General features: G+C 64.1%; 22 protein-coding genes. 12 read left to right on the forward strand and 10 right to left on the reverse strand.

Features of this window, described 5'->3' with window-relative positions; all coding sequences use genetic code 11:
* Positions 1 to 154: 154 nt before the first annotated feature.
* Together QX034_RS09250 and QX034_RS09255 are read right to left on the reverse strand one after the other, a co-directional pair.
* A complete protein-coding gene (locus tag QX034_RS09250; protein WP_315702859.1) occupies positions 155 to 913 on the reverse strand; it encodes an SDR family NAD(P)-dependent oxidoreductase in 759 nt (252 codons plus the stop codon).
* Between the two features lie 94 nt (positions 914 to 1,007).
* Positions 1,008 to 1,667, reverse strand: coding sequence for a TetR family transcriptional regulator (locus QX034_RS09255; RefSeq protein WP_315702858.1), 660 nt, complete (start codon positions 1,665 to 1,667; stop codon positions 1,008 to 1,010).
* Between the two features lie 138 nt (positions 1,668 to 1,805).
* Between QX034_RS09255 and QX034_RS09260 the strand changes: the two genes are divergently transcribed.
* The 4 genes from QX034_RS09260 (at position 1,806) to QX034_RS09275 (ending at position 6,481) form a co-directional block, all read left to right on the forward strand.
* Positions 1,806 to 2,978, forward strand: coding sequence for an acetyl-CoA C-acetyltransferase (locus QX034_RS09260; protein WP_315702857.1), 1,173 nt, complete (start codon positions 1,806 to 1,808; stop codon positions 2,976 to 2,978).
* Positions 2,979 to 3,149: 171 nt separating this feature from the next.
* Entirely contained in the window at positions 3,150 to 4,691 is a 1,542-nt protein-coding gene (locus QX034_RS09265) for an acyl-CoA synthetase (protein ID WP_315702856.1), read from the forward strand.
* 216 nt (positions 4,692 to 4,907) lie between these two features.
* On the forward strand, positions 4,908 to 5,981 hold the full coding sequence (locus QX034_RS09270; RefSeq protein WP_315703187.1) for an alpha/beta hydrolase: 1,074 nt from the start codon (positions 4,908 to 4,910) through the stop codon (positions 5,979 to 5,981).
* Between the two features lie 113 nt (positions 5,982 to 6,094).
* Positions 6,095 to 6,481, forward strand: coding sequence for a hypothetical protein (locus QX034_RS09275; protein ID WP_315702855.1), 387 nt, complete (start codon positions 6,095 to 6,097; stop codon positions 6,479 to 6,481).
* Between the two features lie 74 nt (positions 6,482 to 6,555).
* Here QX034_RS09275 and QX034_RS09280 read toward each other — a convergent pair whose 3' ends face one another.
* On the reverse strand, positions 6,556 to 7,278 hold the full coding sequence (locus QX034_RS09280; protein WP_315702854.1) for a hypothetical protein: 723 nt from the start codon (positions 7,276 to 7,278) through the stop codon (positions 6,556 to 6,558).
* Between the two features lie 201 nt (positions 7,279 to 7,479).
* On the opposite strand from QX034_RS09280, the gene mbfA reads away from it, so the two are divergent.
* From mbfA to QX034_RS09300, 4 genes are all read left to right on the forward strand, one after another.
* Complete coding sequence (gene mbfA, locus QX034_RS09285; protein WP_315702853.1) at positions 7,480 to 8,451, forward strand: iron exporter MbfA; 972 nt, start codon at positions 7,480 to 7,482, stop codon at positions 8,449 to 8,451.
* A 12-nt stretch (positions 8,452 to 8,463) separates the two neighbouring features.
* Complete coding sequence (locus QX034_RS09290; RefSeq protein ID WP_315702852.1) at positions 8,464 to 9,336, forward strand: hypothetical protein; 873 nt, start codon at positions 8,464 to 8,466, stop codon at positions 9,334 to 9,336.
* 30 nt (positions 9,337 to 9,366) lie between these two features.
* Positions 9,367 to 9,909: a cytochrome b gene (locus QX034_RS09295; RefSeq protein ID WP_315702851.1), complete on the forward strand. Its 543-nt coding sequence runs from the start codon at positions 9,367 to 9,369 to the stop codon at positions 9,907 to 9,909.
* Between the two features lie 80 nt (positions 9,910 to 9,989).
* Positions 9,990 to 11,459, forward strand: coding sequence for an amidase (locus QX034_RS09300; RefSeq protein WP_315702850.1), 1,470 nt, complete (start codon positions 9,990 to 9,992; stop codon positions 11,457 to 11,459).
* Between the two features lie 1,065 nt (positions 11,460 to 12,524).
* Here QX034_RS09300 and QX034_RS09305 read toward each other — a convergent pair.
* Positions 12,525 to 14,309, reverse strand: coding sequence for an acyl-CoA dehydrogenase family protein (locus QX034_RS09305; protein ID WP_315702849.1), 1,785 nt, complete (start codon positions 14,307 to 14,309; stop codon positions 12,525 to 12,527).
* 236 nt (positions 14,310 to 14,545) lie between these two features.
* Between QX034_RS09305 and QX034_RS09310 the strand changes: the two genes are divergently transcribed.
* Positions 14,546 to 15,247: an SDR family NAD(P)-dependent oxidoreductase gene (locus QX034_RS09310; RefSeq protein ID WP_315702848.1), complete on the forward strand. Its 702-nt coding sequence runs from the start codon at positions 14,546 to 14,548 to the stop codon at positions 15,245 to 15,247.
* A gap of 99 nt (positions 15,248 to 15,346) precedes the next feature.
* Here the strand turns inward: QX034_RS09310 and QX034_RS09315 are convergent, their stop codons facing one another.
* Together QX034_RS09315 and QX034_RS09320 are read right to left on the reverse strand one after the other, a co-directional pair.
* The gene (locus QX034_RS09315; protein WP_315702847.1) at positions 15,347 to 15,970 is read right to left on the reverse strand and encodes a GNAT family N-acetyltransferase; all 624 of its coding nucleotides are present in this window, start codon (positions 15,968 to 15,970) and stop codon (positions 15,347 to 15,349) included.
* Between the two features lie 25 nt (positions 15,971 to 15,995).
* Positions 15,996 to 16,175, reverse strand: a complete 180-nt coding sequence (locus QX034_RS09320; protein ID WP_409977457.1) for a DUF1127 domain-containing protein — start codon at positions 16,173 to 16,175, stop codon at positions 15,996 to 15,998.
* Positions 16,176 to 16,292: 117 nt separating this feature from the next.
* Between QX034_RS09320 and QX034_RS09325 the strand changes: the two genes are divergently transcribed.
* From QX034_RS09325 to QX034_RS09335, 3 genes are all read left to right on the forward strand, one after another.
* A complete protein-coding gene (locus QX034_RS09325; RefSeq protein ID WP_315702845.1) occupies positions 16,293 to 17,204 on the forward strand; it encodes a transcriptional regulator GcvA in 912 nt (303 codons plus the stop codon).
* 147 nt (positions 17,205 to 17,351) lie between these two features.
* Positions 17,352 to 18,665, forward strand: a complete 1,314-nt coding sequence (locus tag QX034_RS09330; protein WP_315702844.1) for an MFS transporter — start codon at positions 17,352 to 17,354, stop codon at positions 18,663 to 18,665.
* A 70-nt stretch (positions 18,666 to 18,735) separates the two neighbouring features.
* Positions 18,736 to 19,218: a CinA family protein gene (locus QX034_RS09335; RefSeq protein WP_315703186.1), complete on the forward strand. Its 483-nt coding sequence runs from the start codon at positions 18,736 to 18,738 to the stop codon at positions 19,216 to 19,218.
* Positions 19,219 to 19,237: 19 nt separating this feature from the next.
* Here the strand turns inward: QX034_RS09335 and QX034_RS09340 are convergent, their stop codons facing one another.
* From QX034_RS09340 to QX034_RS09355, 4 genes are all read right to left on the reverse strand, one after another.
* Positions 19,238 to 20,575: an HlyD family type I secretion periplasmic adaptor subunit gene (locus QX034_RS09340; protein WP_315703185.1), complete on the reverse strand. Its 1,338-nt coding sequence runs from the start codon at positions 20,573 to 20,575 to the stop codon at positions 19,238 to 19,240.
* A gap of 22 nt (positions 20,576 to 20,597) precedes the next feature.
* Entirely contained in the window at positions 20,598 to 22,328 is a 1,731-nt protein-coding gene (locus QX034_RS09345; RefSeq protein ID WP_315702843.1) for a type I secretion system permease/ATPase, read from the reverse strand.
* A 180-nt stretch (positions 22,329 to 22,508) separates the two neighbouring features.
* On the reverse strand, positions 22,509 to 22,778 hold the full coding sequence (locus QX034_RS09350; RefSeq protein WP_315702842.1) for a GlsB/YeaQ/YmgE family stress response membrane protein: 270 nt from the start codon (positions 22,776 to 22,778) through the stop codon (positions 22,509 to 22,511).
* Between the two features lie 119 nt (positions 22,779 to 22,897).
* Positions 22,898 to 23,881 (reverse strand): ABC transporter ATP-binding protein, encoded by a 984-nt coding sequence (locus tag QX034_RS09355; RefSeq protein ID WP_315747589.1) that lies wholly within the window; start codon positions 23,879 to 23,881, stop codon positions 22,898 to 22,900.
* Positions 23,882 to 24,106: the final 225 nt, after the last annotated feature.

Here is a 24,106-nt window from a genome sequence, read left to right on the forward strand (position 1 = left end):
CTTGCTGTCCCCGTCGTCCCGGCCACGCGAAGCGCGAGCCGGGTCCCATAACCACGGGATGTCGTTATGGAGCACCATGTCGGCCGCCTGATTCCTATGGTAACGTCACGCGGTATGGGTCCTGCTTTCGCAGGGACGACAGCAGAGCGCGTAGTTAGCGCGGCGCCATGCGGATAGCGCCATCGAGACGAATGGTCTCGCCGTTGAGCATGGGATTCTCCACGATGTGGACCGCGAGATTGCCGTACTCCGACGCATCGCCGAGCCGCGCCGGATGCGGCACCTGCGCGCCCAGGCTCTTGCGCGCCTCTTCGTTCAGGCCCATCAGCAGCGGGGTCAGGAACAGACCCGGCGCGATCGTATTGACGCGGATCTTCTGGCTGGCGAGATCGCGCGCCGCAGGCAGCGTCAGGCCGACCACGCCGCCCTTGGATGCCGAATAGGCGATTTGACCGATCTGGCCTTCGTAGGCCGCGACGCTCGCCGTGTTGATCGCGACGCCACGCTCCTCACCGATGGGTTCAGCGGTGACGAGACGCTCGGCGAACAACCGCAGCACGTTGAACGTGCCGATCAGGTTGACATTGATGATGCGCGCGAATTTGGCGAGCGGGTAGACGCCGTCCTTGCCGACGATACGTTGCGAGCCGCCGATGCCAGCGCAGTTCACCAGCACGCGGGCGATGCCGTGGGCGGCCTCGGCCTTGGCAATGGCGGCTTTGACCTGCTCCTCATCGGTGACGTCGGCGTGGAGGGCGACACCCTTGATCTCGGCCGCAACCTTCTCCGCGTTCTCCTTGCTCTGGTCGAGCACGGCGACCTTGGCGCCCTTGGCCGCCATCGCCCGCGCGGTCGCGGCACCGAGCCCCGATCCGCCGCCGGTGACAAGAACGGGAATGTCTTTGAGCTGCATGGGTGTTTTTCTCCCTCAACGTTTCTTCGGATTGGCGAGTGGCGAATAGGGAGTAGCGAATAGGGAAAAGGAAGTTTTGCCCTGCTCGCTTTCGCTATTCGCCACTCGCCCTCTTGAGTATTCCGCCGCAGATCAGCGCCTCCATATGGGCAACGTATTGGCGGCAGACTTCATCGGTCACGGGCCCGACGCCGGTCGCGCGCGACATGGCGTGGCGGCCGAAGAACAGATGATCGCAGGCGCCGATCAGGCTGGTGTAGAACAGCACCGGATCGACCTCGCGGAACTCTCCGACTTCGATGCCCTCCGCGAGCAGGCGGCGGTGAAAGTCCAGGAGCGGCGCGACGAAGAATTTCGACACCTCATCGGCCGCCTCAGCACTGCTCTCGTGCAGCAGGTAATGGATCAGCCGGTTCATATAGGGAAAGCGGTAATAGGCGCGGATGATGCCGCCGATATGCAATTTCAGCTTTGCGGTCGGCGAGATCGGCTGGGCCAGCAGGTATTCGAGATTGGCCACTTCGGTGGCGGCGTCGCGCGCCAGCAGCACGAGCAACAATCCGTCCTTGTTGCCGAAATGGTATTTGACCAGCGCAGCATTCGCGCCGGACTTCTGGGCAATGTCGCTGAGCGAGACGTCGATCGAGGAGCGCTCGATCATCAGCTCGCTGGCCGCGACCAGGAGCTTCTCCGCCGTGGCATTCCGCCCCGCGGGAAGCTTATTCGGCGCGCTGCTCTGGAGCTGAGGTCCCATCTTCGCCTTCCAAAAGATCGAGCCAGATAAGCCGAAGGCGTCCCAGATCACAAGATTTAATTGATCGATTGACTAAGCCCTAATTGCTCGTTTAAATCGAGACCAATCACAGAAGACCAAGTCTAGGGAGGAAACGCCATGGCGGAAGCCTATATCGTCGCGGCTGCGCGCACTGCGGGCGGCCGCAAGGGAGGCCGCTTGGCTGGCTGGCATCCGGCCGATCTCGCCGCCAAGGTCTTGAACGAGCTGGTCGAGCGCTCCGGCGCCGCTCCCGACCAGATCGAAGACGTCATCATGGGATGCGTCATGCAGACCGGCGAGCAGTCCAACAACATCGCGCGCAACGCGGTGCTCGCGTCCAAGCTGCCCGAGAGCGTGCCGGGCACCTCGATCGACCGGCAGTGCGGCTCCTCGCAGCAGGCACTGCATTTTGCCGCGCAAGCCGTGATGTCGGGCGCGATGGATGTAGTGATCGCCGCCGGCGTCGAGTCGATGACGCGGGTGCCGATGGGCCTCGCCTCGACCTTGCCGGCCAAGAATGGTTTTGGGCATTATAAGAGCCCCGGCATCGAGAGCCGCTATCCGAACATCCAGTTCAGCCAGTTCACCGGCGCGGAAATGATGGCCGAGAAATACGGCCTGTCCAAAGACGAGCTCGACGAATTTGCCTACAACAGTCACCAGCGCGCGATCGCTGCGACGCAGGCAGGCTATTTCAAGGACGAGATCGTTCCGCTCGAGATCACTCGCGCCGACGGCTCGAGCGACACGCACCATATCGACGAAGGCATCCGTTTCGATGTCAGCCTCGATGGCATCAAGAGTGTGAAGCTGATCGCCGAGAACGGCAAGCTGACGGCGGCGACCGCAAGCCAGATCTGCGATGGCGCCTCCGGCGTCTTGGTTGTCAACGAGCGCGGGCTGAAGTCGCTCGGCGTCAAACCGCTCGCCCGTGTCCATCACATGACGATGACGGGCGGCGATCCCGTCATCATGCTGGATGCTCCGCTGCACGCGACCAAGCGGGCGCTCGAAAAGGCCGGCATGAGCATCGACGACATCGACCTGTTCGAGGTGAACGAAGCCTTCGCCTCGGTGCCGGCGGCGTGGCTGAAAACCACGGGGGCCGATCCTGACAGGCTGAACGTCAATGGCGGCGCGATCGCACTCGGACATCCGCTCGGCGGCTCCGGCACCAAGCTGATGACCACGCTCGTGCATGCGCTGAAGCAGCGCAACAAGCGCTATGGCCTGCAGACCATGTGCGAAGGCGGCGGAATGGCGAACGTGACGATCGTGGAGCGGTTGTAGGCGTCAGCCGCATCGATGGTGTCGTCCCCGCGAACGCGGGGACCCATAATCATCTGGTTCAATTTGGCGACGAGTTGGAGCCTCAGCTCGGTGTACCCACAGAGTTCTGTGGCTATGGGTCCCGGCGCAGGGCCGGGACGACACTTTATCAATTCTCTCCGTGGTGTGCCCGTGACCCATCCATCGATCCACGCCCGCAACTCACCCGACAAGATCGCCTACCAGATGGCCGGAAGCGGCAAGGCGATCACCTATCGCGAGCTCGACGAGCTCTCCAATCAAGGCGCCCATCTGTTTCGAGCCCTAGGCCTCAAGCCGGGCGATCACATCGCCTTCCTGATGGAGAACCGGCTGGCGTTCATGGAAATCGCCTGGGCGGCGCAGCGCTCGGGACTCTACTACACCGCGATCAGCCGGTACCTGACCAAGAACGAGATCGCCTACATCATCAAGGATTGCGGCGCGAAGGTCTTCATCACCTCGCCGAAATGCGCCGAGCAGGTCAGGGAGCTCGTGACCGGCGCAGCGGACGAGCCGCTCTTCTTCATGCTCGACGAGGCTGAGCCCGGCTTTCGCTCCTGGGACAAGGAAGCCGCGGCACAGCCGAGGGCGCCCATTGCCGACGAGGTTGCGGGTTACGACATGCTTTATTCGTCCGGCACCACAGGCCGGCCGAAGGGGATCAAGAAGGCGTTCGAGAACAGCCGCATCGATCAACCGAACCCGTTCCTGCGCGTGCTGTGCGCCGACATGTGCGGCATGAACGCCGACAGCATCTATTTGTCGCCTGCGCCGCTGTATCATGCCGCCCCGTTGCGCTTCAACATGATGGTGACGGTGCTCGGCGGCACATCGATCATCATGGAGCATTTCGACGCAGAAGAGTTCCTTCGGCTGGTCGAGACACACAAGGTGACGCAATCGCAGCTGGTGCCGACGATGTTCGTGCGCATGCTGAAGCTGCCGGACGAGGTGCGGACCCGCTACGATGTCTCGTCATTGAAGGGCGCGATCCACGCCGCCGCACCATGCCCGATCGACGTCAAAGCGAGAATGATCGACTGGTGGGGCCCGATCCTGATCGAGTATTACGCGGGATCGGAAGGCAACGGCGTCACCGTATGCACGTCGGAGCAATGGCTTGCCCATCGCGGCAGCGTGGGGCGAGCCGTGGTCGGCAAAGTCAAGATCCTCGGTGAGAACGGCGAGGAAATGCCGACCGGCGAAATCGGCTCGGTCTATTTCGCCGACGCACCGCAATTCACCTATCACAACGATCCCGAGAAGACGCAGCGCGCCTACAACGACAAGGGCTGGTCGACGCTCGGGGATGTCGGCTACCTCGATGCCGACGGCTTCCTCTATCTGACGGACCGCAAGTCCTACATGATCATCTCCGGCGGCGTGAACATCTATCCGCAGGAAACCGAAGACGTCCTGATCACCCATCCTGACGTCGCCGACGTCGCCGTGTTCGGCGTCCCGAACGAGGAGATGGGCGAAGAGGTCAAGGCGGTAGTGCAGCCGCATGACATGAGCCGTGCCGGCAAGGAGCTCGAGCAGCAGCTCATTCTGTTCTGTCGCGAGCATCTATCCGCTATCAAATGTCCGCGGTCGATCGACTTTGAGCCGGAGCTGCCACGCACGCCAACCGGAAAGCTCATCAAACGCCACCTGCGCGAGCGCTACTGGCCGAAGAAGGCCACGGCATAGCCCTCCTTCCGCAAATTCCGTCATGCCCGGCCTTGTGCCGGGCATCTACGTCTTGCGAAAGAAGACGTGGATGGCCGGGCTCTCCATAGAGGCTTCGGTCGCGCGGGCGGTCAAGCCCGGCCATAGCGGAGAAACACAACAATGACCTCCCTTCCACCGCCGCCACTCCCTCCTACGATTCGCTCCCGCCAAGTCGAAGCCATCAATGGCCTCTCGGTGCATGTGCTGGAAGCCGGCTTCGAGACCAAAGGTCGTCCTTGCATCCTGCTGCTGCACGGCTTTCCGGAGCTCGCTTTCAGCTGGCGCAAAATCATGCCGGCCCTCGCTGCGGCGGGCTATCACGTGATCGCGCCAGACCAGCGCGGCTATGGCCGGACGACAGGATGGAGCGCGGACTACGACGGCGATCTCGCGCCCTTCCGACTGACCAATCTGGTACGCGACGCGCTCGGTTTGGTCTATGCGTTCGGCTATCGCAAGGTCGATGCCGTGGTCGGGCATGATTTCGGCAGCGCCGTCGCGGCGTGGTGCGCCATGATTCGCCCCGACGTCTTCCGGTCGGTCGTGATGATGAGCGCGCCGTTCGCGGGGCCGCCGTCGCTGCCATTCGACACGGCCGAAAGGCCTGCCGCGCCTCCCGCAGAAGATCCCGTGCATGGCGCGCTCGCCGCGCTGCCGCGGCCGCGCAAGCACTATCAATGGTACTACACGACGCGACAGGCAAACGCCGACATGCATCGGGCGCCGCAAGGGCTGCATCAATTCCTGCGCGGCTATTATCACCACAAAAGCGCGGACTGGCCGGGCAACCAGCCCTATCCGCTTCGCGCGTGGTCGGCCGCGGAGCTTGCCAAGCTTCCTACCTACTATGTGATGGACCTCGACAAGACGATGGCGGAAACGGTTGCAGAAGCGATGCCGGACCAACGGACGATTGCCGCGAACAGATGGCTGCCGGATGTGGAACTCGGCTTCTACAGCACCGAATATGAACGCACCGGATTCCAGGGCGGACTGCAATGGTATCGCTGCGGGACATCCGGGGCTTTCGACGCGGAGCTGCAGATGTGGTCCGACCGCCGCATCGAGATTCCATCGGCGTTCATCTCAGGCAAGCAGGATTGGGGCACGTATCAGAAACCTGGTGCGTTCGAAGCGATGCAAACGCGCGTCTGCACCAACATGACGATGTGCGAGTTGATCGATGGTGCCGGACATTGGGTGCAGCAGGAGCAGCCGGAGTCTGTTAATCAGTTGCTGCTTCGCTTTATGAACGAATTGACAGCATGAATGAATTGACAGCCTGAATTTCGACGCCGTGCTGAACCAATAAGCGAATCGAGGAACGAACATGATGGGCTGGCGTTTCCGCATCCGGGCGATGCGCATCAAGAGGAGAATTTATGGATAAGAAGATCGCAGGCTTGTTGGGCGCGGTGGCCGCTATCGGCGCGCTCGGCACAGCACAGGCCTCGCCGGCACCGGCACCCGCCGATGTCTTGAAGGCCAATTCCTACGCCGATCTGCTCGAGCCGATTCCGAATGCAGCGAAGGTGCTGCAGGCGCTCGACGAGCAGGCGCCGGCAACGGAGCCGAAGGTCGAGTTGGCGCAGTGGTACCACCACCACCACCATCATCACCACCATCATCACCATCACGGCTATTGGGGCGGCGGTGCCTACTACGGGTACGGACCACGCGTCTATGTGGTCCCGCCGCGCCGCTGGTACCACCACCACCATCATCATCACCATCATCATCACCATCACTGGTATTACGACGGCTATTGATCGCAGGCCGAATGGTGTGACGATGAGGCGCCGGCCCCGACGGGACCGGCGCCTTCTTCTTAGGGCGGCAGGAGTCAGGACTTGCGAGCCTTGTCCTTCGCGGCGCGGTGCAGATGACGGTAAGTGCCGTCGAACACCGTGTCGGTGGTGGACGTCCATTCCGTGCCCTGCGCCAAGTTCGGACGGCTCGCATGGATTCGGCGCGCCTGCAGCTCGCGCTCGGCCGCTTCATCCGGGCCCATCGGCTCGATCGCAAAATTCGCCTCCTCCGGGATCACGATCACCTGGGCGAACGGCTCGCCGGGCCGGAAGATATGCGTGCGTCCCTCCGCCGGCGCTTTGAACACGCAGAAGAACAGCATCGGCCACCAATTGCGGATCAGCGCGGGCACCGCAATCGGCACGGTATCGGTGCGATCGGTATAGAAGCGGGGATGCGGCTCGGTCCGGATCGCAAACCCCTTCGGCGCCTTGAGATCGAGCAGGATCTGATAGGTGTAGAAACTATCGCCGAAGTTGCGGAACGGCGGCCATTGCAAGGTAGGCGACGGAGGTTCGCCCCAATCGCCTGTGAGATTCAGCTTGCCGTCCCGCGTGGTGACGTGCAGTTCGAAATCATATGGATAGAACAGCTCGATGCCATATTGCGCGCCTTCTGAGAATGGCACGCAATGCCAGACCTGCTCATGCGACCCGTCTGCGCGCGGCTCACGCTCGCCGGCCCAGCCCGGGATGTCCATCTTGGTCCGCCGTGGCGCGAGCCGCGGATCGTTCATGCGAAATTTAACGGTCTCCATAACAACTCCCGGGCTTTGATCCGAAATGCGGAACTCGAACGGCGACCGCATCAACGGGTTCCGTGGCCGCGCGGCCACGCCTGCAAAAGTTTCGCGTAACCGGCGCGGCAGCAATTTGACCGGTTGGCGGCAAATCCCATATAGCTTTTAGAAACGTTCTAAAAGAGAAGGCGTTGAACTGGGCCATCCGGGGACTTTGGAATGAAGAATTTCGCCGATCTGACCGAGCGCGAGATCCTGGCGATCGCGATTTCGGCGGAAGAGGAAGACGGCCGCATCTACATGACCTTCGCCGAGGACCTGGCGGAAAGATACCCGGATTCGGCAAGACTTTTCGAGCAGATGGCCGAGGAAGAAAAGGGCCATCGTCACATGCTGCTGGAGCTGTATGAGCAGCGCTTCGGCCCCAATCTCCCCCCCATCCGCCGCGATGACGTCAAGGGATTTCTGCGCCGTCGCCCGATCTGGCTCACCAAGAACCTGTCGCTCGACACCATCCGCAAGGAAGTCGGCACGATGGAGTTCGAGGCCGAGCGCTTCTACGCCAAGGCCGCCGAGCAGGCCCAGGACGTCGGCGTGCGCCGATTGCTCGGCGATCTCGCCGAGGCCGAGAAGGGACATGAACAGGTCGCGGCGAAGCTGACCGACAAGATCCTGACCGAAGGCGTACGCGAGAAGGAGGACGAGACGCGGCGCCGCATCTTCGTCCTGCAATATGTCCAGCCTGGTCTCGCCGGATTGATGGATGGCTCGGTCTCGACGTTGGCGCCGCTGTTCGCGGCCGCCTTTGCCACCCATCAGAACTTCCAAACCTTCCTGGTCGGCCTCGCGGCCTCGATCGGCGCCGGCATCAGCATGGGGTTTGCCGAGGCACTCTCCGACGACGGCTCACTGACCGGCCGCGGCTCCCCCTGGCTTCGCGGCGCCGTCTGCGGCGCCATGACGGCGCTCGGTGGCCTCGGCCACTCACTGCCTTATCTCGTGCCGGACTCATGGTCGAACGCGTTCTGGATTGCGACCGCGATCGCCGGCATCGTCGTGTTCTTCGAATTGTGGGCAATCGCCTACATCCGCGCCCGCTACATGGATACGCCGTTCCTACAGGCGGTGTTCCAGATCGTGCTGGGCGGCATCATCGTGCTCGGCGTCGGCATTCTCATCGGCGCAGCCTAACTGGGGAAATTGATGGTACGCTTTTTCGGTTCGACGCCTGGTCGCGCCTCGATCTCGCTCGCCTTCGCAACATGGTGGTTGGCGCTGTCGCCGGCTGCTCACGCCACCGATGAAATCCAGGTCTACAATGCCGGAATCGCTGCCCCCGGGCAGTTCACGATCCAGCAGCACCTGAACTACATCCCGCTCGGCATCAAGGAGCCGCCGTTTCCGGGCGGCATCGTCTCCAATCACAGCCTGAACGGCACGCCGGAATTCGCCTATGGCGTCACCGACTGGTTCGAGCTCGGGCTTTATCTGCCGTTCTCGGTGCAGGACAACCGCTTCTACTCGGACTACTTCAAGATCCGCACCCTGTTCGTGACGCCGCATGCCGAGCAGAAGACCTTTTTCTACGGCCTCAATTTCGAGCTCTCCAACGACGCGCCGGGCTTCTCGCAGACGCGCTGGGCATTGGAAGTTCGTCCCATCATCGGCTGGCGCAACGCCGACTACGAGTTCATCGTCAACCCGATCGTCGATGTCGGCTTCGGCAAATATGGCGAGGCGGATTTTGCTCCCGCCGTCCGCCTGGTGCGCAAATTCGGCGAGGATCTGTTTGCCGGCTTCGAATATTACGCCGATTTCGGCAAGATCGGCTCCTTCTCGCCGCTCCAGGAGCAACAACACACGCTGTTCGCGGTTACCGACTTCAAGGTCGGCGTGTTCGATGTCAATTTCGGCGTCGGCTACGGCCTGACGTCGTCTTCCGATCGTTGGGTCGTGAAGAGCATCGTCGGCTATGCCTTCCCGGTGCCGGGTGGGGATCCATCGTCCAGCGAGCACACGCCGACCGGCGGCATCAATCCGATGGCGCATTCTTCAATGCGCAACTTCCAGCCGTAACGACGCCGCATCAGGAAAGGATAGCAGGCCATGACGCCTCAGCTGCATTACGGTACGCCCGCCAAAGTGTTCCATTGGCTGGTGGTCGCACTGCTCGCCATACAATATCCGATCGGCTGGCTGATGCCGGACCTCCATCGCGGCATGCAGCCGGGCGCACCGATGACGTTCCATGTCTCGTTCGGGCTCACCATCCTGATCGTGATCGTGCTGCGTCTCATCTGGCGGCTGACCCATCCGGTCGCGCCGGAGAGCACGCTGCCCACCTGGCAGCGGCTCAGCTCCGAAGTCGTGCACTGGATGCTCTACGTCGCGGTGCTCGCGACCACGCTGACCGGCTGGCTGTTCGCCTCGTTCCGCGGCTGGTCGGTATCATTCTTCTATCTGTTTCCGATACCGATGCTGGCCTCCGACAACGCAGCAGCCGGCCGCGCCATCGACGGGCTGCATCAGGCGGCGGAATGGCTACTGCTCACGCTGATCGTGATCCATGTCGGCGCGGCGCTGGTCCATATCTTCGTCTATCGCGACCGAATCATGGAACGCATGCTGCCGGGCAAGCCCGCCGCGTAGCAATTTGGTCCAGCAAAGGCCGCCCGCTTCGGCTAAAGAACTCTCCTGGCACATCCGATGCGCAAAACGGGGAGTTCGCCTTGGCCACATCGCAATGGAGTTTCGCAACCGCCGTCGAGGCTGCGCAAGCGCTCGCAGCAAGGCAAGTCTCGGCCGTCGAGCTGGCGCAGGATGCGATCGCGCGCATCGAGCGGCATGACGGCAAGATCAACGCCGTCTGCGTGCGCGACTTCGATCGGGCACTGGAGGCCGCCCGCGCTGCCGATGCCGCGCTGGCCCGCGGCGAGACCAAGCCGCTGCTCGGACTGCCGCTGACAGTCAAGGAATCGTTCAACGTCGCCGGCCTGCCGACCACCTGGGGCTTTCCGCAGCACAAGGATTTCAGGCCGACGGAAGACGCGCTGGCGATCACGCGGGTGAAGCAGGCGGGCGGCGTCATTCTCGGCAAGACCAACGTGCCGATCGCGCTCGGCGACTGGCAGAGCTACAACGAGATCTACGGCACCACCAACAACCCCTTCGATCTCGGCCGCACGCCCGGCGGCTCGTCGGGCGGCTCCTCGGCGGCGCTCGCGGCCGGATACGGTCCGCTGTCGCTCGGCTCGGACATCGGCGGCTCGCTGCGGGCGCCGGCCTTCCATTGCGGGGTCTATGCGCACAAGCCGACCCATGGCCTCGCGGCCACGCGCGGACATCTCCCGCCCGCCTTGCCCGCCGTGCCGGTCCAGCGCGATCTGAGCGTGATCGGCCCGATGGCGCGCTCCGCCGCAGATCTTGCGCTCCTGCTCGACGTCATGGCCGGGCCGGACCCGCTCGACGCCGGCAAGGCCTATCGGCTGGAGCTGCCGGCCCCCCGCCACACCTCGCTGAAAGATTTTCGGGTGCTGCTGATCGCAAGCGATCCGGTGATGCCGACCGACAGAGCGGTGCGCGGCGCGATCGAGACGCTCGCGGCCAATCTCGAGAAGGCCGGTGTGACGGTGATACGCGAAAGCCCGCTGCTGCCGGACTTCGCGGCCTCCAGCCGGCTCTACATGCGGCTGCTGCTGTCGGCGCTGAGCGCCGGCATGCCGCCGGACGCCTACGCCGGCGCGCAACAGGCCGCGGCCAACCTGCCCGCCGAGGATGTGAGCCTTGCCGCGGAGCGGCTGCGTGGTCTCGTGCTGAGCCAGCGCGACTGGCTGATCGCCGACGGCGCTCGTGCGCGACTGAAGGCGCAATGGGCCAAACTGTTCGAAAGCTTCGATGCCGTGATCTGTCCGATCATGCCAATCCCCGCCTTCCCGCATGACCACTCGGCGGACCAGGAGCAACGCCGCATCGAGATCGACGGCGTCGACCACGTCTATACCGATCAGCTCGCCTGGCCCGGCATCGCCACCCTGCCCGGCCTGCCCGCCACCGCGATTCCGCTCGGCTTGGCGGACGGGCTCCCGGTCGGCGTGCAGATCGTCGGGCCATGGCTGGAAGACCGCACCCCGCTCAAACTCGCCGAGTTGATCGAGCGCGAATTCGGCGGCTTCGTGCCACCACCGATGTTCGATGATTGAGAATATAGATCCGGCTGTCGTCCACGCCTATTCCTGTTTCACATCTCAAACAGCGGGAGGACACGATCTCGCGTTCTCGCGGCGAATACGCCCGAGCTTTGCATCGATCGGCCGCTCTCAGAAAATCGAGAGGGCGCAGGGAATGCCGGGTGAAGGCCTCACCCATGGCCCGCCTGCAGAAAAGAAAGCAGGCGGCAGTCACCACAGGATCAGCCGATCAACCGGCATTCCCTGCGCGATGGGCTTACGCCTTATACGTGATCTCCTCGGGGACCGGCTTTGTTGCCCCCGTGTCGCGACAACGCGCGAGGCGCGTTGCGCTCGGCGCCAGCACCGGGACGCCAGGACCACACGATTTCGTCGTCCGCGGCTGCGGCAGTCGTCCACTGTCGCGCCCACGGCCATCGCATCCCTGCCCCACGGATCGTGACGATCGGCCGAAACGCCCCTCTGCTCGGGACAGGATAGCGATAGACAACCATGATTTCTGAAAAAGAGAAACAGAGATATTTTTCGCGAAGAGACTGGACAGGCCAAATCAGCTTGAAGCGGCTGGCGAATTTCGCCGATTGGCGCTGGCAATTCACCAGCATTGGACGGCTCGCAAAGCTCGCTCGCAGTGCATTGACTGCCTGTCGGGCGACTCGCTCTCGTCGCAGTGACGCGCTTCAAGCGTCTACGGATCACGCTTTCTCCACCATGCGATTGCGTGCTCAGCGGATCGGTTTTTGAAAAACGCAGCAAGCTTCACAGCCTTGTTGCCGAAAGCGATGACGTGCTTGGCGCCAGCGCCTCACCAGGAGCTTGCGCCGATGACTACGCCCTCTCCCCTTGCGGGAGAGGGCTACACCAACGCCTGCGTCACATTCTCTTGGGTGAGGGGTTCGTCCCCACAAGCGCATCGTCGCTGCGGAGACAGACCCCTCACCCGGCATGATCGAGCTTCGCTCGATCATGCCACCCTCTCCCACAAGGGGAGAGGGTGCACCGACTCGGAGCGACCGCTTCGAAACAACATCATGTATCGCCAATATCGCGCCTCGTCGTTGCGGCATGCTTGCGAGGCTATTTCGGTCCAAGCAGTTCGCCAACCTCAGCCATGCCGGCGACGCGGTCGCCGAGTAGCAGCGTCGCGATCGCGTCATCGGTCTTTCGATCCTCAAGCCGGAACGGATCGGCCGGCGTCAGCCGATGCTCCACGACGAGCTTCGACAACAGCAACCGGCGCGCGTCGCCACGCATCTCGTCGATGTGCCCGGCCTCCCAGGCGAGGCTCACAGCGCTGGCGACGTGATAGAGCAGGCTGGTGGCGCGACGCGCTTCGGCTTCGTTGTTGGGATCGGCGGCAACAGTCCTCGCAAAGCCGATGGCGCGATCGACCAGCCCGCGCAGCTGATCGCGCCACGCCGTCGGCACCCGGCCGCTCTCATCCAATCGCGCGTGCAGATCGGCCGCCAGCGCCGCTTCCGCACCATGGCGGCCGACCGCGCGCTTCAGTGCATCGAGCGCGACGATGTTGCCGGTGCCCTCCCAGATCGAGCCGAGATGCGCATCGCGCAACAGGCGGGCAGTGGCGAACTCCTCGACATAGCCGATGCCGCCGCGCATCTCCAAGGCGTCGCCGCAGACCTTGCGGGCGTCGCGGGTGGCGCGGAATTTCAAGGTCGGCGTCAGGATGCGGAGCAGCGCCGCGGCATCCTGGCTGCCGGCCTCGGCACGGTCGAGCGCATCTGCCGTGAGGAAGCTCATCGACAGCGCCTGCTCGGTCGCGAGCATGATCTTCAGCAGCTGACGGCGTCCGAGCGGCAGGTCGACAATGCGGCTGCCGAACACCACGCGGTTGGTCGCAACAGTCATCGCATCATGATAGGCGCGGCGCATCAAGGCGGTGGATTTGACGCCGTTCGAGAGCCGGGAGGAATTGACCATCTCCGCCATCTGCACGAAGCCACGATCGAGCCGTCCGACTGCATAGGCGATCGCGCCCTCCAGCTTGATCTCGCCGGAGGCCATCGAGCGGGTGCCAAGCTTGTCCTTCAGCCTGACGATGCGATAGTGGTTGGGCGAGCCGTCGTCGAGGAAGCGCGGCATCAGGAACAGACCGACGCCGCGCGTGCCGGTTTCAGCGCCTTGCGGTCGCGCCAACAGCATCACCACCTTGGCGTCGGCGTTCGAGCAGAACCATTTCTCGCCATGCAGGCGCCAATGGTCACCCTCCGGCACCGCAACCGTGGTCAGCGTGCCGACGTCAGAGCCCCCTTCCTTCTCGGTCATGAACTGGCCGCCCTGGGTCAGCTTAGCCATGTCGGTCTGGGTCAGGCCGCCCAGATATTTGTCCTTGAGCGCCTGGCTGCCGAAGCTCGCCAGCAACTTGGCGCAGCCGTCGGTCACGTTGATCGGGCAGCCGAGCCCGAACTCGGCCTGGTTGAACAGGAAGGTGAAAGCGTGCTTGGCGACCACGGGGTATTTGTCGGGCCAGCCCAGAATGCCTTTGCGGAGCGACATCGCGTGAATGCCGAACTCGCCGAAGGCGGCGCGCTCGAGCTCGCGGTAGGCGGGATGATATTCGAGCCACTGCACGTCGCGCCCGAAGCGGTCGCGTTGATGCAAGACGGGCGGATGGCGGTCGGCCAGTCGCGCGCACTCGTCGAGATAACCACCGGCCAGTTCGCCCAGCCGGTGGAGGTGCGGCTGGAGGTGGCGAAACAGAGCATCGGGCAGATGGATGCGCAGCAGATCCGGCAATGACGGATCGGCGCGATAGAAGTTCAGGCCGGTGGTGTCAGGTGCTAGCAGGCCGGGCCGGCTGCCGCCCGTCATCACGTCATCGCGCCGCAGATATTGATGCATCCGGCAACGTCCTCGTTCGTTTCCACCTATGGATTTTTGCGGGACTTTTCGACAGTCCTTTCGCCGAAATAGACCATGTTCGACGCCGCGACGCCAGAACGGCTGGTGGAAGCGGCGTTCGAACTTTCGTCAACGCCGGCTCCGCCGCACGGAAATATTTCGCCGAAGCGCCATAGGCAGCCGGCCGCGGGTGCATTAGCTTTCAGCCTCTGCCGCTTTCGAGAAGGACGAGCCCGATGGACATCCCGACCTACAAGATCGCCCTGATCGTCGGCGCCGGTGAAGGCCTGAGCGCCTCGTTGGCGCGGCTGTTTGCCCGCGAGAAGATTCGCGTCGCGCTGGCGGCCCGCAAGACCGAAAAGCTCGGCGCACTGTGCAACGAGACCGGCGCGCGCGCCTTCGCCTGCGACGCCGCCAATGCGGAAGAGGTCGAGCGGCTGTTCGGGCTGGTCGAGCGCGAGCTTGGGACGCCCGACCTCGTGGTCTACAATGCGAGCGCCCGCGCGCGCGGCCCGCTGGTCGATCTCGTCCCCGCCGACGTGCAGCAGTCGATTGCGGTCAGCGCGTTCGGCGGCTTCCTGGTGGCACAACAGGCGGCACAACGGATGCTGCCGAACAAGCATGGCGCCATCCTCTTCACCGGCGCCTCGGCCAGCGTGAAAGGCTACGCGCAGTCAGCCCCGTTCGCGATGGGCAAGTTCGCGCTGCGCGGATTGGCCCAGAGCATGGCGCGCGAGCTGGCGCCGCAGGGTATCCATGTGGCGCATTTCGTGATCGACGGCGGCATCAGGAGTGCTGCGAGGCAAGAGGCCCAGGACCGCCCCGACTCCATGCTCGATCCGGACGCGATCGCGGCGAGCTATTGGAGCGTGCTGCAGCAGCCGCGCAGCGCCTGGACCTGGGAAATGGAACTGCGGCCCTGGGTGGAGAATTTCTGAGTCGTCATTGCGCACCATCCGGTCCACGCAAGGCGAGCCGGATGGCAGCCTTCGCAAGGCAGCCCGGCATTGATCGACAATTCTGGATTGCGTCGTCGCTTACGCTCCTCGCAATGACGCCTCTACCCCACGGGTTGGGCTCGCAACGAGGCGCAGACTGGTGCAGCCCGCGGCCGGATCAAGCGCCACCGGCTTCTCGAACCGCACCAGGGTCCAGTCCTGCGGATGCTGATGCAGGACGAAACCAGCCGCCTTCGCCACCGCGATCATGACCTCGTTGGTACGCAGCGTATCGCCGAACAGGCTGACGGCGCCGAGCGCCGCGGCACGGCTTTCCAGGTTCTTGAGCAGCGCCGGGCCAATGCCGTGGCCCTGCCAGCGATCGTGGACCGAGAGCCCGAACTCGAGACCGCGAGTCTCGGCATGCAACGCATAGCGCGCCTCGCCGACGATCCCCTCGCCGCCAACGCCATCCATCGTCGCGATCAAGGTGAAGCGGTCATCCCTCCCGGTATCGACGAAATCGTCGAGCACGGCCTTCGGCAACTCGCTCATCGCGCCGAGAAAGCGATTGTTGCGCGAGCGTGAGCTCAGCGAGCGCACATAGGCCTGCAGATCGTCGGCATCGGCAGGCGCGACAAAGCGCAACGCGACTCTCTCACCACGGCGCGTATGGATGACGTCGGGATGCCCGGTGGCTTCGGCGAGCTTCGGCTGAAACATGACGCTCTCCGGCGCGGCGGCTTGATCACGCCCGCCAGAACGGCTTGTCGATCTCGGCGGCGATATCGCTGCGCGACAGACCGAGATCATGCAATTCGCGTTCGGACCAACCGGCCAGCTCGTGCCGGGTCCGGGAGCGATCGCGCCAGAGCTGAAGCAGGGCGGCAAATCCGGCCAGTGCCCCGAGCGCATGATGATTTGTCATTGTGTGAGGGACGCAAGTAGACATGAGAGCCTCCTGCAATTAACTTCCCGTGCAATATCTGCCGCGCTTCCGTCGGCTACAAACGACACTTTGTACCGGTTCGGATGAAATAAATTCATGCAAAAGCTGACGCAAAGGCTCGCCCGCCTGCCCTCGCTCAATGGCCTGCGCGCGTTCGAGGCCGCGGCGCGCCACCTGAGCTTCACCCGCGCCGCCTCCGAGCTGAACGTGACCCAGACCGCGGTCAGCCATCAGATCAAGCGATTGGAGGATGAGCTCGGGGTCCGCTTGTTCGTGCGGCAGAACCGCAGCCTGGCGTTGACCCCCGAAGCGCGCGACTACCTGCCGCTGGTGCGGGCCGCATTCGATGACCTCCGCCTCGCGACCGAGCGGCTGGTGCGCAGAGACGGTGGCAAGGTGCTGACCGTCTCCACCATGGCCTCACTCGCGGCAAAATGGTTGCTGCCCCGACTCTCAACTTTCCAGGAGATCCATCCCGAGATCGACGTGCGCATCACCACCTCCAGCAGCCTGGTCGATTTCGCAACCGAGGATGTCGACGCCGCTATCCGTTACGGCAGGGGGCACTGGCCGGGTGTGCGCTCCGAATGGCTGATGGGGGATGAGCTGTTTCCGGTCTGCAGCCCGGCGCTCCTGAACGGCAGCAAACCGCTGCGCTCTCCTGAGGACCTTGCCCATCACACTCTGCTGCACAGCAGCTATGATGATGACTGGCGGCTGTGGCTGACCGCTGCCGGACTGCCCGCATCGATCTCGAAGCAGCGAGGCGTCAGCTTCGACCTGATCTTCATGACGATCCAGGCCGCGATCGACGGACTCGGCGTTGCAATCGGCCGCACATCCTATGTCCAGGACGACATCACCAAAGGCCGCCTCGTCGTGCCGTTCAAGATCGCGTTGCCGGTGGACGCCGGCTATTATCTCGTCGCGCCGGAAGGCCGGACCGATCCGCCGAAGCTGCGGGCGTTCCGTGCCTGGCTGAAAGCGGCGGCTCAAAACAAGGCCTGAGCATCGCACTGCTTTGCCTATGCTGCGCCGCCGCATTGTTTTCCGGTTGGCCCAGCCACGAGGGCGTGGCAAATAGCCTCAGGTCATCATCACGGCTGGCGAAGATCTTCTTCCGCACGGGCCATTCGACGGGAGGAGCGAGTCCAGATGTCGCAGACCACGACAACTCAGCCGGCTACGATCAAATCACGTATCGGCGCGATCATGCGCGCGACCAGCGGCAATTTCCTCGAGCAGTTCGACTTCTTCCTGTTCGGCTTCTATGCGAGCGCAATCGGCAAGGCATTCTTCCCTTCTCACGATGAGACCGCCTCGCTTCTCAATACGTTCGGCGTGTTCTGGCTGGGCGCCTTGATGCGGCCCGTGGGGGCGATCGTGCTCGGCGCCTATATCGACCGTATCGGCCGTCGCCAGGGCCTGATCGTGACGCTGTCGATCATGGCGATCGGCACCGTCGTGATCGCCTTCTGCCCGAGCTATGCCAGCATCGGCGTCGCCGCGCCGATCATCGTCCTGCTCGGTCGCCTGCTGCAGGGCTTTTCCGCGGGCGTCGAGCTCGGCGGTGTGTCGGTCTATCTGTCGGAAATCGCCACGCCCGGCCATCGCGGCTTCTACACGTCCTTCCAGTCGTCGAGCCAGCAGGTTGCGATCTTCGTCGCTGCGATCCTCGGCTATCTGCTCAGCGAATCCATGCCGGCAGCGACCGTGGCAGCCTGGGGCTGGCGCATCCCGTTCTTCATCGGCTGTCTGATCATCCCGCTGATCTTCTTCCTGCGGCGGACGCTGGAGGAAACTCCGGCGTTCCTCGCGATGAAGAAGCACCCGACGGCACACGAAGTGTTCGCCTCTGCGCTCGCCAACTGGCGCATCGTGCTGCTCGGCATGATGATCGCGATCCTGACCACGACGACGTTCTATTTCGTCACCGTCTACACGCCGACCTTCGGCAAGAACGTGCTGAAGCTGTCGACGGGTGACGCGCTGCTGGTCACGCTTCTGGTCGCGGTCACGAATTTCATCTGGAATCCGGTCGGCGGCGCCCTGTCCGACCGTTACGGCCGCAAGCCTGTGCTGCTCGCGATCGCAACCCTGTCGCTGCTGACAGCCTATCCGGCGCTGCACTGGCTGGTATCGGCGCCCACCTTCGGCAAGATGCTGGCAGTCGAGATGATGTTCTCATTCTATTTCGGCACCTATAGCGGCACCATGCTCGGAGCCCTGGTCGAGATCGTTCCGGCCCATGTGCGCACCACCTGCTTTTCGCTGGCCTTCGCGCTTGCGGCTGCGCTGTTTGGCACCTTCACGCCGTTCGCCTCGACCTGGCTGATCGAAAAGACCGGCGACAAGGCCTCGCCCGGCTTCTGGCTGATGTTTGCGGCCGTGCTCGGCATCATCGCCGCATTGACGGTCTATCGCAGCGGCGGCCGGACTGTGGAAGTCCGCGATGCGGTGACTGCATGAGCCTTCGCGGACGGAGCCGCCGTGCTCCGTCCGCGGACACGTCGAGGCAATCGTGATGCATGATGTCGTGATGCATGATCTCGTCACCGTTGCAGAAGAGGTTGCGCGCCGGCTTGTCGCGCGCAAGCAGACGATAGCGGTCGCGGAATCCTCGACCGGCGGGCTGATCTCAGCAGCGCTGCTCGCCGTCCCCGGCGCGTCCGCATATTTTCTCGGTTCCGCGGTCGTCTACACGCGCGAGGCAAGGCGCATCCTGATGGACATTCCGGACGACGCGATGCGCGGCATCCGCTCGGCCTCGGAGATCTACGCGAAGCTCTTGGCCGAGCGCATCCGCGAGCGGTTCTCTGCCGATTGGGGTCTGTCCGAGACCGGCGCAGCCGGACCGACCGGCAACCGCTATAGCGACGCCGCCGGACATAGCTGTTTTGCGGTGGCGGGCAACGAGACCACTGCGGTCACGCTGGAGACCGCGAGCAGCGATCGGCAGGCCAACATGCAGGCGTTTGCGAAGAGCGCCCTCGAGCTGCTGTTGAAGCGGCTGGATCAGTAGCTCGCCGTCGTGCGGCTGACTACTTCTCCCGGAACGCGCGCATGAGCTGATCGCTGAGCGGCTTCATCAGGTAGGACAGCACGGTGCGGTCGCCGGTCTGGACGAAGGCCTCGACCGGCATGCCCGGAATCAGCTTGACGTCGCCGAGCCGCGCGACCTCTTCCGGCGGCATCGAGACGCGGATCGTGTAGTAGCTCTGGCCGGTGCGCTGTTCGGTTGTCACGTCGGGCGACACCCGGCTGACGATGCCGTTCAATTCCGGCGTGGTGCGCTGGTTGAACGCCGACAGCCGCAGCAGCGTCTTCTGCCCGACCTGCAGCTTGTCGATGTCCTGCGGGTTGACCTTGGCCTCGACCTGCAGATCGTCGCTCTGCGGCACGATCAGCATGATGGCGTCGCCTGCGGTGACGACGCCGCCCACCGTATGCACGGTCGACTGCAGCACCATGCCATCCTGCGGTGCGCGGATGTCGACGCGGCGGAGCTGGTCCTCGGCCGTGACCTTGCGCTCGACGAACTCGCCGATCTTGTCGTTGGTCTCGCGCAGGTCCTTGGAGACCTCGCTCACCATGTCCTTGTCGACCTGAATGATCTGCAGTTCGGTCTCGGTGATCTTGCCCTTGGTTTGGGCACGCGATGCGATGTATTGCGCGCGCTCGCCGTTCAGCCGCGCGGCATCGCGCTCCAAGGCGGTCAGGCGCGAGATCTGCACCAAATGCTGATCATAGAGCTGGCGGACGCCTTCCAGCTCCTTCATGACCAGCGAGATCTCCTGGTCCTTCGACTGCACCTGCGCGGTGAGACCTTCGACCTCCTCGTTGAGCTGGGTGACGCGCTCGCGCAGTTGCGCCTTCTGACCGGTGCGGCCGGTGACCCGCACCTCGAACAGCTTGCTCTCGCTCGCCATCAGGCTTTTGACGTCGGGATCGCCAGCGCGCATGAGAAGCTGCGGCGGGAAGGTGATCCGGTCGAGACCGCGCTGCTCGGCTTCCAGCCGGGCGGCACGGGCCCACAGCGCATCCAGATTCTTGGTAACGATAGCAAGGCTCGCCTTGGTCACGGTGTCGTCCAGCCGGACCAGGATGTCGCCGGCCTTGACCACGTCGCCGTCGCGCGCGCGCAGTTCGCCGACCACACCGCCGGTCGGGTGCTGCACCTTCTTCACATTGGACTCGACGACGATCTGGCCCGGCGCGATCAGCGCGCCGGAGATCTGCTGCGTCGCAGCCCAACCGCCGAGGCCGCCGGCCAGCACGACGACGACGGCGAGCCCCACAATCAGGTGCAGCCGGATCGAATGGCGGACGCTGTACGCCTGAGTGCCGATGGCGGGCCCGGTGACGAATTGGCTGTTCAGGATTTGGCTGCTCACGACGTCGCTACCCGGCCTCGGAGACGATCTTGATCGGCGCCGTGGGCCGTGGCTGCAGCACCTGCGCCAGCACCGTCTCCTTCGGCCCGAACGCCTGCATGCGGCCGTCCTTCATGACCAGGATCTGATCGACCGCTTCGATCCCGATCGGACGGTGCGCCACCACCACCACGATCGCACCGCGTCCCCGCGCTGCGCGGACCGCGCGCGTCAAAGCCTCGTCGCCCTCGGTATCGAGATTGGAATTGGGCTCGTCGAGCACGATCAGGAACGGATTGCCGTAGAGCGCACGCGCCAGCGCGACCCGCTGCGCCTGACCGGCGGAAAGCGCGGCGCCCTGCTCGCCGACCTGCGTATCGTAGCCGTCGCGCATCTTGATGATCATGTCATGGACGCCGGCATCCTTGGCTGCGGCAATAATGCTGTCTGCCGAGGCCTGCGGATCGAAGCGGCAGATGTTTTGCGCGACCGTGCCGGCAAACAGCTCCACATCCTGCGGCAGATACCCGATGTGGCGGCCGAGCTCGTCGGAGCTCCATTGATCGAGCGCGGCGCCATCGAGCCGGACATGGCCGCGCCCCGGCCGCCAGACCCCGACCAGCGCCCGCACCAGCGAGGATTTGCCGGACGCGCTTGGCCCGATGATGCCGAGCCCTTGGCCGGCCGACAGCGCGAAGGTGACGTCCTGTACCACGACCTTCTGGTCCCCGGGCGCCGCGATCGAGATGCCCTCGACCGACAACCGGCTCGCGGGCGGCTGCAGCAGGGTCGGCGCCGGCCGGGCCGGCATCGCCTGCAGAAGCTGGTTGAGCCGCCGCCAGCTCTGCCGCGCCGTGACAAAGCTCTTCCAATGCGCAATCGCGAGGTCCACCGGCGCCAGCGCCCGCCCGCTGAGAATCGAGCTCGCGATGATGATGCCGGCGGTCGCTTCCTGATGGATGACGAGATAGGCGCCGACGGCCAGCACCGATGATTGCAGCATCATGCGGAGCACCTTCGCGATCGCGCCAAGCCCGCCGGCGACGTCGCTGGCGCGCTGATTGCCGGCGAGATATTTCTCGTTGGTCTCGCTCCAGCGCTGCAGCAGCCGGCCGGCCATGCCCATCGCGACCAGGACCTCGGCGTTGCGGCGGCTCGCAGTGGCGAGATCGTTGCGCTGGGCCGCCAGCCCCATCGCCTGCTTGGCCGGCTCTCGGGTCAGATATTCGGTGACCAGCGTGAGGATCACCAGGACGATCGCCCCGGCCAGAGCGGTGACGCCGATCAGCACGTGGAAGGCGAAGCAGATCGCCAGATAGAGCGGCAGCCATGGCAGATCGAAAAACGCGCTCGGGCCCTGGCTGCCGAGAAACGCCCTGACATTGTCGAGATCGCGAAGCGGCTGCAGTCCCTCATTGCGCCGGCCGACCGTGAGCGGCAGCCGGACGATGGTGTCGAACACGCGCCCGTTCAAGCTCTCGTCCAGCGCGGTTCCGATCCGGCCGAGAACCCGGCCGCGGATCAGATCGAGCACGCCTTGCGCCAGATAGAGGCCTGCGGCGAGCAGTACGAGACCGATCAAGGTCGGCACGCTGCGGCTCGGCAGCACGCGGTCATAGACCTCGAGCATGAAGATCGAGCCGGTGAGGTAGAGAAGATTGATGATGCAGCTCATCACGCCGACGCCGAGGAAGGCGCTACGGCAGCTGCGCAATGCGTCGCTGAGTTCGGAATGCCTCACACCAGGTGCGGCCGCCATCAATCCCATCTCTTCAACTGGGCAGCAGCACCGCCGGCGAACGAGCTCAGCGGTACGCTCCGCGATTCATACTGATTTCCGTCACAGGCGTCCAACGCCGCGGCGATTAACGTAAACGTGCGTTAGCACTCTGTCGCGCGATCGGATGAAATGTTCAGCACCATGCAAAGATACGCATAATTAGAGCCGGCCGCCGGTCCGGACCAGGCGAACGACCAGCAGCAGGATGACGGCGCCAAGCGCCGAATAGACGATTTCCGAGACCAGACCGACCCCGAGACGAATGCCAAGGCGGGGGAACAGGAGGCTCGCGATCAGCGCGCCGCAAATACCGACGACGATGTCACCGATAATACCGAAGCCGGTCCCGCGCACGATCTTGCCGGCCAGCCAGCCTGCCACCAGGCCGACGAACAGAATGACCAAAATACCTTCATTGGACACGTACATGGCACGTCCTCACATCGCATCGCAGACTGCTCGGCTGCGCGACCATAAACTGGCGCGGGCCAACCGACGACTCCGGTGAATGCTTGTAACGTGTTACAGCACGGCTTTGTTGCCGACCGTTACGTCGCAGCAACAGTCGGCGCCTGCGCCGCCAGAACGCAGCGCGCCAGATGATCCGATGCGATCGGAACGTTCGGCGGCAGCGCCTCGGTGCAGCGCGCCTCGGCCAGGCTGCAGCGCGGGGCGAAGGAACAGCTGCGCGGCGCCTGGTCCAGCGAGGGCGGTGTGCCCGGAATGGTCTGCAGCCGCTCCCCGCGCTTCGCACCGTGGATCGTGGAGGCGAGCAGCCCACGCGCGTAAGGATGCACGGGCGTACGGACGATGTCGCGCAGGCCGCCCTGTTCCACGATCTGGCCGGCATACATGACCGCGACGCGATCGCAGATCTCGATCGCCACCCCGATATCGTGGGTGACGAAGATGACGGACATGCCGAACTCGCGCTGCAGTTCCCGCAACAGGAGCAGGATCTGGATCTGGACGGTGGCATCGAGCGCCGTGGTCGGCTCGTCCGCCAGCAGCACCTTCGGGCGGCACGCCAGCGCCAGCGCGATCATCGCCCGCTGGCGCATGCCGCCGGACATCTCGTGCGGATAGGAATCGAGCCGTCGCTTGGCGGAGGGAATGCGGACCACATCGAGCATTTCCAGCGCACGGGCGCGCCCGTCCGCATAGCTCTTGCCCTCATGGCGCATCACGGTCTCGGCGATCTGCCGGCCGATCGGATAGACCGGATCGAGCGCGAGTCCCGGCTCCTGGAAGATCATCGAGACCGTACGGCCACGGAACTGCGACAGCTCCTCGTCGTCGAGCGCGAGCACGTCGCGTCCCATGACGTTGACGCTGCCCGTGATCTGGGTGCGCTTCTTCGGCAAGAGCCGCATCAGCGCCCGCAAGGTCACGCTCTTGCCGGAACCGGATTCGCCGAGCAGCCCAAGCACCTCGCCATCCCCGAGCGTGAGGCTGACATCGTTCACGGCGTGAACCGTGCGCTCGCCGGTGAAGCGGATGCTGAGGTTCTTGATCTCGACGAGAGGGGTCATGAGAGGGCTATGTCAACTGGTGATCGGAGCGGCTTGGCAACGTTGCTCAGGCGAACTGCCACCCTCCCCCTGGAGGGGGAGGGTCGGCTCGCATGAAGCGCAGCGGAATGCGAGACGGGGTGGGGTGAGGCCCCCATTGACTTGCGAGCTAGAGGAGAGGCCGTCACCCCACCCCGATTGCTCATTACATTCGCAATCGACCCTCCCCCTCCAGGGGAGGGTGAA

The organism is Bradyrhizobium sp. SZCCHNR3119, from assembly GCF_032487775.1.
Lineage (GTDB): Bacteria > Pseudomonadota > Alphaproteobacteria > Rhizobiales > Xanthobacteraceae > Bradyrhizobium.